The organism is Actinomycetota bacterium, from assembly GCA_019347575.1.
Classification (GTDB): Bacteria; Actinomycetota; Nitriliruptoria; order Nitriliruptorales; family Nitriliruptoraceae; genus JAHWKY01.
Window position 1 is genome coordinate 42653 of the sequence record JAHWKY010000009.1, and the last position, 13609, is coordinate 56261.

The 13609-nt window shown below is 70.3% G+C and carries 13 protein-coding genes; 6 read left to right on the top strand and 7 right to left on the bottom strand.

Features of this window, described 5'->3' with window-relative positions; all coding sequences use genetic code 11:
- Position 1: 1 nt before the first annotated feature.
- On the bottom strand, positions 2-769 hold the full coding sequence (locus KY469_07655; GenBank protein MBW3662958.1) for a deoxyribonuclease IV: 768 nt from the start codon (positions 767-769) through the stop codon (positions 2-4).
- 168 nt (positions 770-937) lie between these two features.
- Between KY469_07655 and gcvP the strand changes: the two genes are divergently transcribed.
- The 3 genes from gcvP (at position 938) to KY469_07670 (ending at position 5363) form a co-directional block, all read left to right on the top strand.
- Positions 938-3832 (top strand): aminomethyl-transferring glycine dehydrogenase, encoded by a 2895-nt coding sequence (gene gcvP, locus KY469_07660; GenBank protein ID MBW3662959.1) that lies wholly within the window; start codon positions 938-940, stop codon positions 3830-3832.
- Between the two features lie 143 nt (positions 3833-3975).
- The gene (locus tag KY469_07665) at positions 3976-4611 is read left to right on the top strand and encodes a DUF3159 domain-containing protein (GenBank protein ID MBW3662960.1); all 636 of its coding nucleotides are present in this window, start codon (positions 3976-3978) and stop codon (positions 4609-4611) included.
- Positions 4608-5363 (top strand): lysophospholipase, encoded by a 756-nt coding sequence (locus tag KY469_07670; GenBank protein MBW3662961.1) that lies wholly within the window; start codon positions 4608-4610, stop codon positions 5361-5363. Before KY469_07665 ends, KY469_07670 begins: the two co-directional genes overlap by 4 nt.
- A 10-nt stretch (positions 5364-5373) precedes the next feature.
- On the opposite strand, the gene KY469_07675 is transcribed toward KY469_07670, so the two are convergent.
- The 3 genes from KY469_07675 to KY469_07685 are packed head-to-tail and all read right to left on the bottom strand — an operon-like array spanning position 5374 to position 8028.
- Positions 5374-6210, bottom strand: coding sequence for a DegV family protein (locus KY469_07675; protein ID MBW3662962.1), 837 nt, complete (start codon positions 6208-6210; stop codon positions 5374-5376).
- The gene (locus KY469_07680) at positions 6152-7411 is read right to left on the bottom strand and encodes an MFS transporter (GenBank protein ID MBW3662963.1); all 1260 of its coding nucleotides are present in this window, start codon (positions 7409-7411) and stop codon (positions 6152-6154) included. The genes KY469_07675 and KY469_07680 overlap by 59 nt, the downstream gene beginning before the upstream one ends.
- Positions 7411-8028 (bottom strand): glycerol-3-phosphate acyltransferase, encoded by a 618-nt coding sequence (locus tag KY469_07685; GenBank protein MBW3662964.1) that lies wholly within the window; start codon positions 8026-8028, stop codon positions 7411-7413. Before KY469_07685 ends, KY469_07680 begins: the two co-directional genes overlap by 1 nt.
- Positions 8029-8128: 100 nt before the next feature.
- On the opposite strand from KY469_07685, the gene KY469_07690 reads away from it, so the two are divergent.
- Positions 8129-8701, top strand: a complete 573-nt coding sequence (locus tag KY469_07690; GenBank protein ID MBW3662965.1) for a TetR/AcrR family transcriptional regulator — start codon at positions 8129-8131, stop codon at positions 8699-8701.
- A gap of 3 nt (positions 8702-8704) precedes the next feature.
- Positions 8705-9853 (top strand): ferritin-like domain-containing protein, encoded by a 1149-nt coding sequence (locus KY469_07695; GenBank protein ID MBW3662966.1) that lies wholly within the window; start codon positions 8705-8707, stop codon positions 9851-9853.
- Between the two features lie 10 nt (positions 9854-9863).
- Here KY469_07695 and KY469_07700 read toward each other — a convergent pair whose 3' ends face one another.
- Entirely contained in the window at positions 9864-10316 is a 453-nt protein-coding gene (locus KY469_07700; protein MBW3662967.1) for a hypothetical protein, read from the bottom strand.
- Positions 10317-10411: 95 nt separating this feature from the next.
- Between KY469_07700 and KY469_07705 the strand changes: the two genes are divergently transcribed.
- Positions 10412-10924, top strand: a complete 513-nt coding sequence (locus KY469_07705) for a hypothetical protein (GenBank protein ID MBW3662968.1) — start codon at positions 10412-10414, stop codon at positions 10922-10924.
- Positions 10925-10996: 72 nt separating this feature from the next.
- On the opposite strand, the gene KY469_07710 is transcribed toward KY469_07705, so the two are convergent.
- Both KY469_07710 and KY469_07715 read right to left on the bottom strand, forming a co-directional pair.
- A complete protein-coding gene (locus KY469_07710; protein ID MBW3662969.1) occupies positions 10997-11425 on the bottom strand; it encodes an OsmC family protein in 429 nt (142 codons plus the stop codon).
- A 37-nt stretch (positions 11426-11462) separates the two neighbouring features.
- On the bottom strand, positions 11463-13442 hold the full coding sequence (locus KY469_07715; protein MBW3662970.1) for a radical SAM protein: 1980 nt from the start codon (positions 13440-13442) through the stop codon (positions 11463-11465).
- Positions 13443-13609 lie beyond the last annotated feature (167 nt).

Here is a 13609-nt window from a genome sequence, read left to right on the forward strand (position 1 = left end):
CCTACAGCCGGGTGCGGATCCAGTCGAGGTCGGTGCGATGGGCGTCGGCGCCGCCGGGGGTCTCGAGCACGACGGCGGGGGCGTCGGCCTCCTTGACGACCGCGACGAGCGCGTCGGGATCGACTTGGCCGGCCCCGAGGCGCTGGTGGCGATCGCGCCCCGACCCCGCCGTGTCCCGAGAGTCGTTGAGGTGCACGAGGTCGATCCGACCGACGATGTCGCGCAACCTGCCGGTGGCGGTGATCAGGTCCTCGCCCGCCGCGTGGAGGTGGCAGGTGTCGAGGCAGAACCCGAACGGTGTGGCGGTGCCGTCGAGAGCATCCCAAAGGCGCGCGATGGCATCCACGTAGCGGGCCATCGCGTTGTCACCACCGGCGGTGTTCTCGATCAGCACGGGGACATCGGTGTCGAGCCGGTCGAGGGTCGTGCGCCAGTTCCGGAACCCCTCCTCGGGGTCGCCGTCCTCGCCGACGAAGCCGCCGTGGACGATCACGCCGGCGGCACCGATGGCGGCTGCGGCATCGCACGTCTGCGCGAGGGTCTTGCGGCCCGGGTGGCGGATACGGGGGTTGGGTGACGCGACGTTCATGACGTACGGCGCGTGCACGAAGACGGTCACGTCGGAGGCCATCAGCTCGGCGGCGTCATCGCGCGGGGCCGGGGCGCGGTAGGACTGCGGATCGCCGAGGAAGATCTGCACGACGTCGATCTCCCGGCGCTCGGCCTCGGCCAGGGGGTTGCCGCGTGGGACGTGTGCTCCGAACCGCATGAGGCGAGGCTACCCGCGTCACCCGTGTGGGTTCGGGTGGGGCGACGAGGCAGCGCGGCCGACACCGCGCTGTCGGTCGCGGGCAATGCGTCGCGCTCTATCAACGACGCGGATGCGGCGTCGCCGAAGTCAGTTCGCACCGCCCTGAGGCGGGTGGTTGCATGCCGCCTGCCGCCAGCCTCGATCCCCAGGAGCCGTTCGGTGCCGACCGATACGTCGTTCTCCACGCGCCACATCGGGACCTCGGACGCCGAGCGCACCGACATGCTCGCGTCCATCGGTGTCCCCGACGTGGACAGCCTGATCGATGCAGCTGTCCCAGCGGCCATCCGCGACGACGACCCCTTGGACCTGCCCACGGCGAGCAGCGAGTCGGACGTGCTCGCGCGAGCGCGGGAGATCTCGGGGCGCAACCGGCTGCTGCGCTCGTTCATCGGGCTGGGTTTCCACGGCACGGTCACGCCGCCGGTGATCCGCCGCAACATCCTCGAGGAACCGGGCTGGTACACCGCGTACACGCCCTACCAGCCCGAGATCAGCCAGGGCCGGCTCGAGGCGCTGCTCATCTTCCAGACCGTCGTGTCCGACCTGACCGGTTTCCCTCTGGCGAACGCATCCCTGCTGGACGAGGCAACCGCAGCGGCCGAAGCGGTGACGTTGCTGCACCGCGTGAACGAGCGGGCTGGCGATGTGGTCGTCGTCGACCCGGCGTGTCATCCCCAGACGATCGAGGTCGTCCGGACGCGCCTGCTTCCTCTCGGACTCGACGTGGTCGCTGCCGACCCCCGCAGCGAGGATCTGCCCGTGGGTACGTTCGGCGTGCTCCTGCAGAACCCGACCACCACGGGCGAGTTGCACGACGACCGCGACCTCATCGCCCGGATCCGCGACGCCGGGGCGCTCGTGGCGGTCGCGACGGACCTGCTCGCGCTGACGTCGGTCACCCCTCCCGGCGAGCTGGGTGCCGACGTCGCGATCGGGACCAGCCAGCGCTTCGGCGTTCCGCTCGGCTTCGGTGGTCCGCACGCGGGCTTCATCGCCACCCGCGAGGAGCACAAGCGTGCGCTGCCCGGCCGCCTCGTCGGCGTCTCCATCGACACCGAGGGCCGGCCTGGCTACCGCCTCGCGCTCCAGACCCGCGAACAGCACATCCGCCGTGAGCGCGCGACGAGCAACATCTGCACCTCCCAGGTCCTGCTCGCCGTCATCGCGGCGATGTACGCCGTCTACCACGGGCCCGACGGTCTGCGTCGCATCGCTGAGCGGGTCAACGGCCTCGCCCGGGCGCTCGCCACAGGCATGCCGGAGACCGGCGGAAGCATCCGCCACGAGCGTTTCTTCGACACCCTCGCCATCGAGGTACCCGGGCGGGCCGACCGCGTCATCGCCGACGCGGCCGACGCCGGGTACAACCTCCGGCGCCTCGATGGCGACACCGTCGTCGTCGCTCTCGACGAGACGACGACGACGGAGGACGTGGCCAGCCTGCTCCACGTGTTCGGGGCCGACGACGTCGACGTCCCCGCACTCGCCTCCGGCGCCATCGCGTCCATCCCACCGGCGTTGCAGCGTTCGACCGACTTCCTCACCCACCCGGTGTTCCACGATCACCGGTCCGAGACCGAGATGCTGCGCTACCTGCGTCGACTCCGCGACCGGGACGTGGCACTCGATCGAGCGATGATCCCGCTGGGGTCGTGCACCATGAAGCTCAACGCGACCGCGGAGATGGAGCCGATCTCCTACGCGGGCTTCGCGGATCTCCACCCGTTCGTCCCCGCCGAGCAGGCCGACGGCTACCGCGTGGTGATCGAGGAACTCGAGGCGTGGCTGGTCGAGATCACCGGCTACGACGCGATCTCGCTGCAGCCCAACGCTGGGTCGCAGGGAGAGCTCGCCGGCCTCCTCGCCATCGCGGGCTACCACCACGCACGCGGCGACGCGGCGCGCGACGTCTGCCTCATCCCCTCCTCAGCCCACGGCACCAACGCCGCCAGCGCGGTGATGGCGGGGATGCGCGTCGTCGTCGTGGCCTGTGACGACGACGGCAACGTCGATGTCGACGACCTCAAGCGCAAGGTAACCGAGCACGCCGACCAGCTGTCCACCCTGATGGTGACCTACCCGTCCACCCACGGGGTGTTCGAGTCCCGCATCCGCGAGATCTGCGCGCTCGTACACGACCACGGCGGTCAGGTCTACCTCGACGGCGCCAACCTCAACGCGCTCGTCGGCATCGCACGCCCCGGCCGCTTCGGGGCCGACGTCAGCCACCTCAACCTGCACAAGACGTTCTGCATCCCGCACGGTGGCGGAGGGCCGGGGGTCGGGCCGGTCGCGTGCGGGGCGCACCTGGCCCCCTACCTGCCCAACCACCCGTTGCGCCCCGAGGCCGGACCGGAGACCGGCCCGGGTCCCGTGGCGTCCGCACCCTGGGGTTCCGCGGGCATCCTGCCGATCTCGTGGGCCTACGTGCAGCTCATGGGCCCGCAGGGGCTGCGACGAGCCACCGAGGCGGCGATCCTGCACGCCAACTACATCGCCCACCGCCTCGAGGGCTCCTACCCCGTCCTCTACCGCGGTGAGAACGGGTTCGTCGCCCACGAGTGCATCCTCGACGTGCGCGGGATCAGGGCCCGGACGGGGATCGGGGCCGAGGACGTCGCCAAGCGCCTCATCGACTACGGCTTCCACGCCCCGACCATGTCGTTCCCGGTCGAGGGCACGCTCATGGTCGAGCCGACCGAGTCGGAGTCGCTCGCCGAGCTCGACCGCTTCTGCGACGCGATGATCGCCATCCGTGCCGAGATCGACCGGGTCGAGGCGGGGGAGTGGCCCCGCGACGACAACCCGCTCGTGCGCGCCCCGCACACCGCGGAGGACCTCCTCACGGACACGTGGAACCGCCCGTACCGCCGCGAGGTGGCCGCGTACCCGGTCGCTAGCCTGCGGCGCGACAAGTACTGGCCGCCGGTGTCACGCATCGATCAGGCGTACGGTGACCGCAACCTCGTCTGCGCCTGCCCGCCGCCCGAGGCGTTCGACACCAGCGGGCACGCCTGAGCTTCGGGCGGGGCCGGACAGGTCCGATTACACCTGGCACGACCACGTGCCGACGAACATGACAGCAGACGTCAGGTGTGCATCTCGGACGTCATGCTGACCGAGCCGGCGTCCGTGTGATGCCCAGGACACAGGAACGCTGCGTGGAACCGACCATCCTGCGCCTCCCGGGGCTGCGCGCGACCGCCCGTCACGCGGGCAGGAGCCTCATCGAGGGCACCATCGCCCCCTTGCTCGTCTTCTACGGCGGCCTGAAGCTCCTGGGGCTCACCGGGGCCATCGTGCTAGGCCTGGTGTGGGCGGTCGGCACCATCGTGGTGCGGCGTGTCCAGCGTCAGCCGATCCCGGGGATCCTCATCCTGACGACGGTCGCGTTCGCGGCGCGGGGCGCGGTCGCGCTCGCGTCCGACAGCGTGTTCGTCTACTTCCTGCAGCCGACGTTGGGCACGTTGCTCGTCGCCGCAGCCTTCCTGGTGTCGGTGCCACTCGGCCGTCCCCTCGCGCGCAGGCTCGCCCACGACTTCGTGCCCCTGCCCGAGCACCTGCACGCGGCCGACTGGCTCGACCGGTTCTTCCTCCGCATCTCGCTGCTGTGGGCGTTCGTCTTCCTGGCCAACGGGCTGATCAGCCTGTGGCTGCTGCTCAGCCAGTCCGTGGGGACGTTCCTGGTGGCCCGTACGGCCGTCTCCACCGGTCTGACCGTCGCCGCGATCGCAGGGTCTACCCTGGCGTTCGTACTCGTCGCCCGCAAGCACAACGTTCGGTTGGCCGTCCGGTGATCCTCGCGCCCACAGCCCTCGACCTCACGATCGAGGCAGCTGATGGTGTCCAGCTCGCCGCCCACGCCCTGGGTCCCGTTGGTGAGCAGCCCGTCACGGTCGTGCTCGTGCACGGGTTCGCCGCGCACCGCAACGAGGAGAGCGTCGCCGCGGTCGCGGTTGACCTCGTCGATGCGGGCTACGGCGTGCTCGTCTTCGACACCCGTGGCCACGGCGAGTCGACGGGGGAGTGCACCCTGGGTGACCTCGAGCAACACGACGTCGACGCGGCCGTCCGGTGGGCGCGAGCGCGTTCCGACGAGGTCGTGGTGATCGGGGCGTCGATGGGTGCCATCGCGACGCTGCGGTACGCCGCCGAGATCGGGGGGGCCGATGGCTACGTGACCGTGTCGTCACCGGCGCGGTGGCGGCTGCCCCTGACCGCACACGCGCTGCTCGCCTCGCTCGTCATCCACACGTCGCCAGGCCGTCGTCTCGCCGCGCGCATGATGAACGTCCAGATCCGCAAGGGCTGGTCGGACCCGTGTCCGCCGGTGGATCTCGCGACACGGATGATCGCACCTCTGGCGGTCGTCCACGGACGCGTCGATCGCTTCCTGCCTCACCGCGACGCACTCGAGCTGTACCGCCACGCGGGAGGCCCACGCAAGCTGATCCTGGTCGACGACATGGGCCACGCGTTCGACCCGGTCGGGTCGCCGGCGATCCGTGAGGCGGTCGCGTGGGTCACCGAGACGGCGAGAGGGCGCTGACCTAGAAGGGTCAGTCCCAGTACCACGCCAGCCCGAGGATCCCGGGCCCGGTGTGGAACACCATCCCGGTGGAGAACTCACCGATGAACGCGACCCGCGGGGTGTCGGTGGACGTGACCGCGTCCATGAGGTCCTCGGCCTCGTCGGCGGCCAGCGAGTGCAGCACCGCGACGTGCAGGTCGGCGCCTTCGACGCGGGACGACCGCAGGGTGTGCAGCATCCGCTGCACCGACGCTTCGCGGCTGAACGAGGGCCGGGAAGGGCGCGCCTTGCCGTGACGGAACTCGAAGACGGGGTTTACACCGAGTCGTTCGCCGGCCTTGCCCGCTAGCACGGGCACCCGCCCCGACCGGACCAGGAACTCCAGCCCCCCCACGGTCGCGACCAGGCGCACGTCCTCGATCACCCGCTCTGCCGCAGCGACCACCTCGTCGGCGTCCGCAGACGCTGCGGCTGCCTCGGCGGCGCGCAGCACGACCAGCCCCTGAGCGCCGGCAGCGGTCCGGGTGTCGACGACGCGGACGCGGGGGTCGTCGAGCCGTTCGGCGGCGACGACGGCGGCCTTGTGCGTCGCGCTCATGGCTGACGCGATGGTCAGCACCACGACCGCATCGGCGTCCTGCAGTGCGCCCGTGATCGCGGTCTCGAACGCTCCGGGACTCGGCGCCGATGTGGACGCGGAGACACCGGCGAGGATGCGCTCGAGCAGGACCTGCTGGCTGATCTCGCCGTCGAGGTAGGTGTCGTCGTCGAGGATCAGCTGCAGCGGGACGGTCGTGATGTGGTGCTCACGTACCAGGGTCGGAGGGATCGAGGACGCGGTGTCGGTGATGATCGCCGTCGTCACTCGTGGGCTCCTCCCGGCCTGAGGGTAGGTGCAGGAGGGTAGCCCCGGCGATCACCGTCAAGCCGGAACAGAACAGCACGGTCGCGGCGGGGTGCAGCGTCCCCACCCCCAGGACCGTCACGGGCCCGAGCGCGTCGGCGGCGATCCCCGCGCCCACCGCCGCCAGGCTCATCGCGATCCGCAGCACGACGTGGAAGACGGCGAAGCCGAGCGTGCGGTCGTCACCTTCGAGGTTGGTCTGCAGGTAGGTGACCGCGCCGACCAGGGCGTAGGTCGCGGCCGCTCCGAAGGACACCGCGCCGATGTAGGCCAGCCACAGCAGCGAGGTGAGGCTCATCGCGGCGAGCGTTCCGCCGAGCACGACCACGCCGGAGCGGATGCGCAGGATGGTGGGCTGACCCGTCAGGTGGACCGCCACGAGGCCGACCGTCGCGCCGAGGCCGAACAGGGACACGAGGAACCCGAAGGCGACACTCGATGCGCGCATGACCTCGTGGACGAACGGGATGCCGAGCGTGAAGAGCGCTCCGACGCCGACGAAGACGGTGGTCGCAGCGGGCATGATCCGTCGCACGACGTCGAGCCGGAACGCGTCGCGGAAGCGCACCTCCTCAGCCTCGATGTCGAGGTCGCGGGCCTGCAGCGACGGCAGCTGGGCGAGGAACGCGTACGACACGAGGAACGTGCCCGCGTCGATCCAGATCGGCAGGTCGAGCCCGCCGAGGTAGGAGAACAGCGCGAACGCGGCGCCACCGATCGGGATGTTGCCGTAGCTCGATGCGAGCACGAACGAGTTGGCGTCCGCGAGGTGCTCCTCGTCCAGCAGGTCGGGGATGGCGGCGTCGCGCGCCGGGAGGAAGATGAGGCTCGCGAGCTCCGTGGTGAAGGCCCAGATGTAGACCCACCAGACCGCGCCGACGAACGGCACGGCAGCCATCATCCCCGCGCGCGCGAGGTCCATCGCGAGCATCGTGCTGCGGCGGTCCCACCTCGACACGAGGCGGGCCGCGAGCGGCCCGGCGATGCCCGAGGGCAGGAGCCGAAGGACGAGGATCCCGCCGACGGCCGTGTCCGATCCCGAGAGCTCCTTCACCAGCGCCATCAACGCGAAGGTGCCCATCCAGTCGCCGAACGACGAGACCGTTTGGCCGATGAGGAGGAGGCGGAACGGTCGGGACCGCAGGGGTGCTGGGAGCGTCATCACGGCTCGAGCTGGTCACGGTCGTAGAGCAGCCGGTTGGTGAGCACCCGGGCGCGGCCCGCGCCGGTGACCGGTGCGTTGCCGAGCATCCGCTTGATGAGCATCGGCGTCACGACCGCGATGCCGGCCAGCGCACCGGTCGCCCCGTGCGTCAGGGCGACGACCGGGATCAAGGCGAGCAGCGCCACGAACGACCCCAGACCGGTGTGGTCCGCGAGCTTGCCGAGGCCCAGTCCCGCCAGCAGCACGAACACGCCGGGCCACGCGATGACCGCGAGCGCTCCCATGGCGGGGGACAGGCCGCGTCCGCCGGCGAAGCGGAGGAAGGGTGACCAGTTGTGGCCGGCCACGGCGGCACCGGCCGAGACCGCGGCGAGCACCGGGCGGTCCGTGCCGGGGGCGCCGGCCATCAAGGGGCCGACGGCCCCCTTGGCGATGTCGAGCAGCCCGGCCGTCGCGAGCGGACCGAAGCCCGCGATCCGGTACAGCCCGGTCGCCGACACCGTGCCGACGTCGATCTGTCGCAGGTCGGCACGGCGCAGGACGCGAGCGAACAGGTTCGAGATGGGGATGCTGCCGACGAGGTACGCCACCGCCAGCGTCACACCCTGCGTCATATCCCGAGGCTACTTGCGGGGCGCTCGCCGACGTCGGACCGCTCGCGTCGCAGGTCGGAGGGGGCTTGTCACGATGTTACGTATCGCGTAGAGTCGTAACATGCCGAGCCCGAGCGAACGTGCGCCCACCCGTGAGCGGATCCTCGCCGCCACCGTGACCGCGCTGGCCCGGTTCGGCCTCGGGAAGCTGTCGCTCGAGGACGTCGCGCGCGAGGCTGGCGTGTCGCGCCAGACCGTCTACCGCTACTTCGGCAACAAGGACGCGCTCCTGCGTGCGGCCGTAGCACACGAGGAATCGCGCTTCCTCGACGACGTGCTCGCGGCGGTGGACGGGATCACCGACCTGCGCCCCGCGCTCGAGCGGGCGATCGCGACGACGCTGCAGCTGGCCCGGGAGCACCCCGTCCTCGATCGGCTCCTGGCCACCGAGCCGGAGGCGATCCTGCCCTACCTCGTAGCGGGGGAGGGGCCGATCGTGTCGGCCGCCCTACCCGCGCTCGAGCGCGTCCTGCGCGATCGCTTGACCCATCTCAGCGACCCCGAGGTCCACCGCTTCGCTGATGCGTACGCCCGCCTGCTGACGTCGTACGTGATCGAACCGCCCGACGCCCCGATCGACGAGGTCGCCGCCGGCCTCGCCGACCTCTTCGTCCACGGCATCAAAGGAGGCTGACCCGTGAGCACGCACCGCTACGCCTTGCCCATCGAGACCACCCAGTGGGTCATCCCCGAGGTGGGAGGCGATGCCGTCTTCAACTGGGAGTACGACGAGGGTCGCCAGCGGCTGCTGAACCTGTACGAGAAGGGCAAGGACAAGCAGTGGAACGCCAACACGCGGATCGACTGGGACCGTGACTTCGACCCCGGCAACACCGACATGATGCCGGACGAGTACGTGCCGATCTTCGGTTCGCCCCAGTGGGACAAGCTCAGCCGCGAGGAGAAGAACGAGGTGCGCCACCACACCTCGGCGTGGATGAACAGCCAGTTCCTCCACGGCGAGCAGGGTGCGCTGATCTGCGCGGCGAAGATCGTGCAGACCGTGCCTGACCTCGATTCGAAGTTCTACGCCGCGACCCAGGTGATGGACGAGGGTCGCCACGTCGAGACCTACGCCCGCTACCTCAACGAGAAGCTGCAGCTGGCCTACCCGATCAACCCGCACCTGCAGACCCTGCTCGACCAGACCATCACCGACGGACGGTGGGATTTCACCTACCTCGGGATGCAGGTGATGATCGAGGGCGTCGCTCTCGCCGCGTTCTCGCTGATCCGTGACTACACGCGCGAGCCCCTCGCCGCCTCGATCAACGCCTACGTGATGCAGGACGAGGCGCGCCACGTGGCCTTCGGCCGGCTCGCGCTCAAGGACGCGTACGCGGATCTCACCGAGGCCGAGCGCAAGGAGCGTGAGGAGTTCGTCGTCGAGGCCAGCTACCTGCTGCGCGACCGCTTCCTCGCCGAGCAGGTGTGGGAGCGCCTCGGCTTCGACGTCGACGAGTGCGTCGCCTACGTCGACAAGGCACAGCTCATGGGTGCGTTCCGGATGGCGCTGTTCAGCCGTGTCGTGCCGACCGTGCGCGACATCGGCCTGCTGAGCGGCAAGGTCAAGGACGCTTTCGTGTCCATGGGCGTCATGGACTTCTCCGAGCTCGACGTCGACGAGATGTCGGAGCGTGACGAGCGCATCGCCGAGGAGATGGAGCGCCGCATCGCGATCATGCGCGAGGAGGGTGTCGAGCTGCTCGACGACGCCGAGACCCGGGCCGCGCAGCTCGCCGCCACCATCCACGAGGGCGAGAAGGTCGAGGCCGGAGCCCCGTGACCAGAGCGGCTCAGTCCGCCGCGGATACGTCCACCTGGTAGGCCTCGTACAGCAGGTCGGCGCCGCGGTGGCGGTGACGCGACAGAGCCGTCACCAGCGCCAGCACGCCCTCACGCAGCTCATCCGCCGAGCACGCACCCGCCCGACACGTCTCGAGCAGGCTCTGGGCGCGCGCCAGGAGCTCCGCATGCTCCTGCCGCAGCGTCTCGACCCGCGCGAGCACGTGCGGGGCATCGGCCGCGATCTTGACGAACAGGCCGTCGTTCGCCTCGACCACCGCGACGTGCTCGTTCAGGACGGTGACGGTGACCTCGAGCGCGTGGAGCACCCCCCCGCCCCAGTCGCTCTCGGCCGGGGCCGCGTTGGCCGCTTCCAGAGCCACCATGGCGGCGTGGAGCGACTCGCGTCGCTTGCGCACGTCCTCGAGGCTGGTGCGATCGCGTGTGTCCGCGGCCTCCGCCATGGTTCGGCTCCCGTTGCGTCGGACCCGAACGCTAGGGCACGGAGGCCGGTCGTGCGGGACGGTCCGTAGACTCCGGCGGCCGACAGGAGGGTGAGGTGCCGAGCTCCGCCGCAGCGCTCGACCGCCTCGACGCCGTGCTCGAGGGCGCGAGGTTGTGGGGCGTCGAGCTCGATCCCGCCTACCGCGTGGCCGCCGTGACCGTCGAGGTGGCACCGGAGCGGCACCCGACGGCGGGGGAGGGGCGGGGCGACGACCGTCTGCAGCTGCTGCTGCACCCGGTGGCGGACGTGCACGCGAGCCTGCGCCGGTCGACCCCGGAGGGCCAGGTGGTGGAGACGTTCGGCGTGGAGCAGCTGGCGGCCATCGTCGACCGGTTCGACGGGCCGGTCCTGAGCGGTCCGCTGTTCGACCTCCCCGAGCCGGGCCCGGGGGCCTGGGGGCCGCAGTTCAGCCTCGAGGGCCGCAGCAAGGCGCTCGATGGGCGCGCCCACGCCGTCACGTTCCACGTCGATGACGGGCGCGGGAGAGTCTTCGATCTGCGGCTGACGTTCGATGACGTCGTCGTCCGCGACGCAGCCGGTGACGAGATCGAGTTCACCTCACCGTGACCGCGCGACGCGGTCAGTCGGGGTACCGGTCCTGTCGGTGATGACCGCGCAGAGCGGTACACGGACCCTGGACTACGTGACGGTCACGTCATCGCTGAGGCTCACGCTCCGCTCGAGCGTCTTGTGGACTGGGCAGCGCACCGCGATCTCCATCAGGCGCGTGCGTTGCTCGTCGGTGAAGTCGCCGTCGATGCGGATGTCGCTGGTGATGCGGTCGAGATAGCCGCGCTGGTCGTCGTCGCAGTCCTCGCAATCGCGCGCGTGGACGCGCTCGTGACGTAACTCCGCCGTGACGCCCTGAAGCGGCCACTCCTTGCGCTCGCAGTACAGGCGGATGGTCATCGCGGTGCAGGCGGCGAGCGCGGCGAGCAGCAGCTCGTAGGGATCGGGGCCGGCATCGTCGCCGCCCGCACGCGTGGGCTCGTCGGCGAGCAACGTGTGCGTGCCGGTGTCGATGGCGACCTGGAGCTTGTCCTGCAACTCGGCGGTGACGGTGGCCACGTCCACTCCGATCGGCGCGTTGGCTCGGTCATCCACCTTACGTGCGAGCGCGCGGGCCTCCGAGCTCGCGCACGAGCGCATGGACGCGGCCGGCGATGCGCGTGCGTGCCGCCTTCTCGGCGTAGCTGCCACGCGCGTACAGCTGCTCGTAGCGCGTGAGCAGGTCGGGGCGGTGTTCGCGGAGCCAGCCGAGGTAGTGCTCGCGGACGCCGGGACGCAGGTGCAGCACGATGGGCGTGATCGAGGTCGCGCCGGCCTCGACGGCCGCGCGCACGACCGGTTCGAGGTGCGCCCGGTTGTCGGTCAGGCCCGGCAGGATCGGGGCGACCATGACCCCGACCGGGAGACCCGCCTCCCGCAGGCTCGCGACCGCCTCGAGGCGCCCGCGCGGGTGGGGTGCCCCGGGCTCCAGCGAGCGCCACAGCTCCTCGTCGAGCGTGCCGATCGAGAACGCCGTCGAGACGGGCGCGGACGACGCGGCCTCGACGAGCAGGTCGAGGTCGCGGGTGATCAGCGGTGACCGCGTCAGGATGGAGAAGGGGTTGCGGGCCCTCGTCAGCTCCCCGATCACGCCCCGGGTCAGCTCGTAGCGGCCCTCGGCCCGCTGGTAGGGATCGGTGTTGGTCCCCATCGCGATGGTCGCGCCCGACCAGCGCGGCGACGCGAGCTCCGCCCGCAGCTTCTCGACCGCGTTGATCTTCACCACGATCACCCGGTGGAAGTCCTCGCCAGGATCCAGGTCGAGGTAGCGGTGCGTGGGCCGTGCGAAGCAGTTGTGGCTGACCACCCCGTTGGCGATGAAGTCTCCGGTTCCGGTTGTGACGTCGTACATGGGGATGTCGATGCCGAGGGGTGCGATCTCGACGACCCGCAGATCGGCGTCCGACTTCAGGGCGTAGCCGGGCGGAGGAACACGTTTCCGGGTGATAGCCGGATCCACGGTGAGGAAGAAACGCAGGTGCTCGCGCAGTCCGCCTCGGAGCCGCACCGTGCGACAGCCGTTCGCCCGCGCGGGTTCCAGCACGGTGTCGAAGCCGAGGGAGTTCGCTGCGGTCACGATGCGCTCCAGGATCGTGGAGTCGGTGTTGGCGATCCGCAAGACGCCCGCGCTGTAGCTGCCCTCGGCATCGAACATGCCGGCGAGGAAGCCCTTCGACCATCCCAGTCCGGCTCGCCTGGGCCAGGCGACGAGCTCGCGGATGAACTCGACGACATCACGTGAGGACGCGCGTACCGCGAGCATCTGCCGTGTGGTATCGGTGGCCTCGTGGAAGACGTACGGCTCCAGGTGGAGGGCGTAGTCGCGCAGGTACTCAACCGACCGGTCGAGCGCTTCCCGGTCTGCCAGCGCCAGTCGGAACCGATGCACATCCCCGTAGGCGTACGAGTAGGAACCTATTGACCCATCACCGCGGATCATCCCCACGAGGTACCCACGGCGGTACTCCGCGTCGTCCTTGGGTGCCTCGGCGAACCCGCCGGTTCCGAGCAACGAGTTCTGAAGGGTGAGGTGGGGCCGCCGACGGCGCCCCTGGTCGCTGCCGGTCACGTGCTTCCAGCCCCGGTTCGTGAGGAACCGGTGTTCTCCACTTGCGATCAACCCGGTCCCATCGGCCAGGCGGATCTTGAACGCGGGCTTGACCGTCGACCAGTGATCGCGGACCTCGGTCTGCACGTAGCGGCGGTACGAACCATCGCGCCTCGTTCCGTACACGACGTCACCCGGACGGATGTCGGCGAGCGGCCTCGTGCGGCCGTCGGCCATGAGGATCGGTGTCGCGCCATCCAGGCAGAAAGAGCACCCGTGAGAGCAGCCTCGGTAGACGTTGATCGTGTGCTCGAACGGCAGGTGCGCGGCCGACGGGATCTGGTTGATGATGGTCTTGGCGCGGACGTGGAGGAACTCGATCCCGGCGAACTCGGGGTAGGTGATGCGTTCGTGCTCGTCGTCGAACAGGCGCGGCTGGCGGTCCGCGAGGGACCAGCGCAGGCGGTCGCGGGCGGTCTCGGTCGTCATGTCTCCCACCGTACCGAACACCTGTTCGACGAGGCAAGCATCCGGCGTGGGGCCCACGCGTGCGCCACGGTCGATGTACGTGATCCGGTGCCACCTGGCACCGGATCACGTACACGGACGCAGGCGGGTGGCGGCCGGATACTGACTGAGCCACACAGGGAGGATCG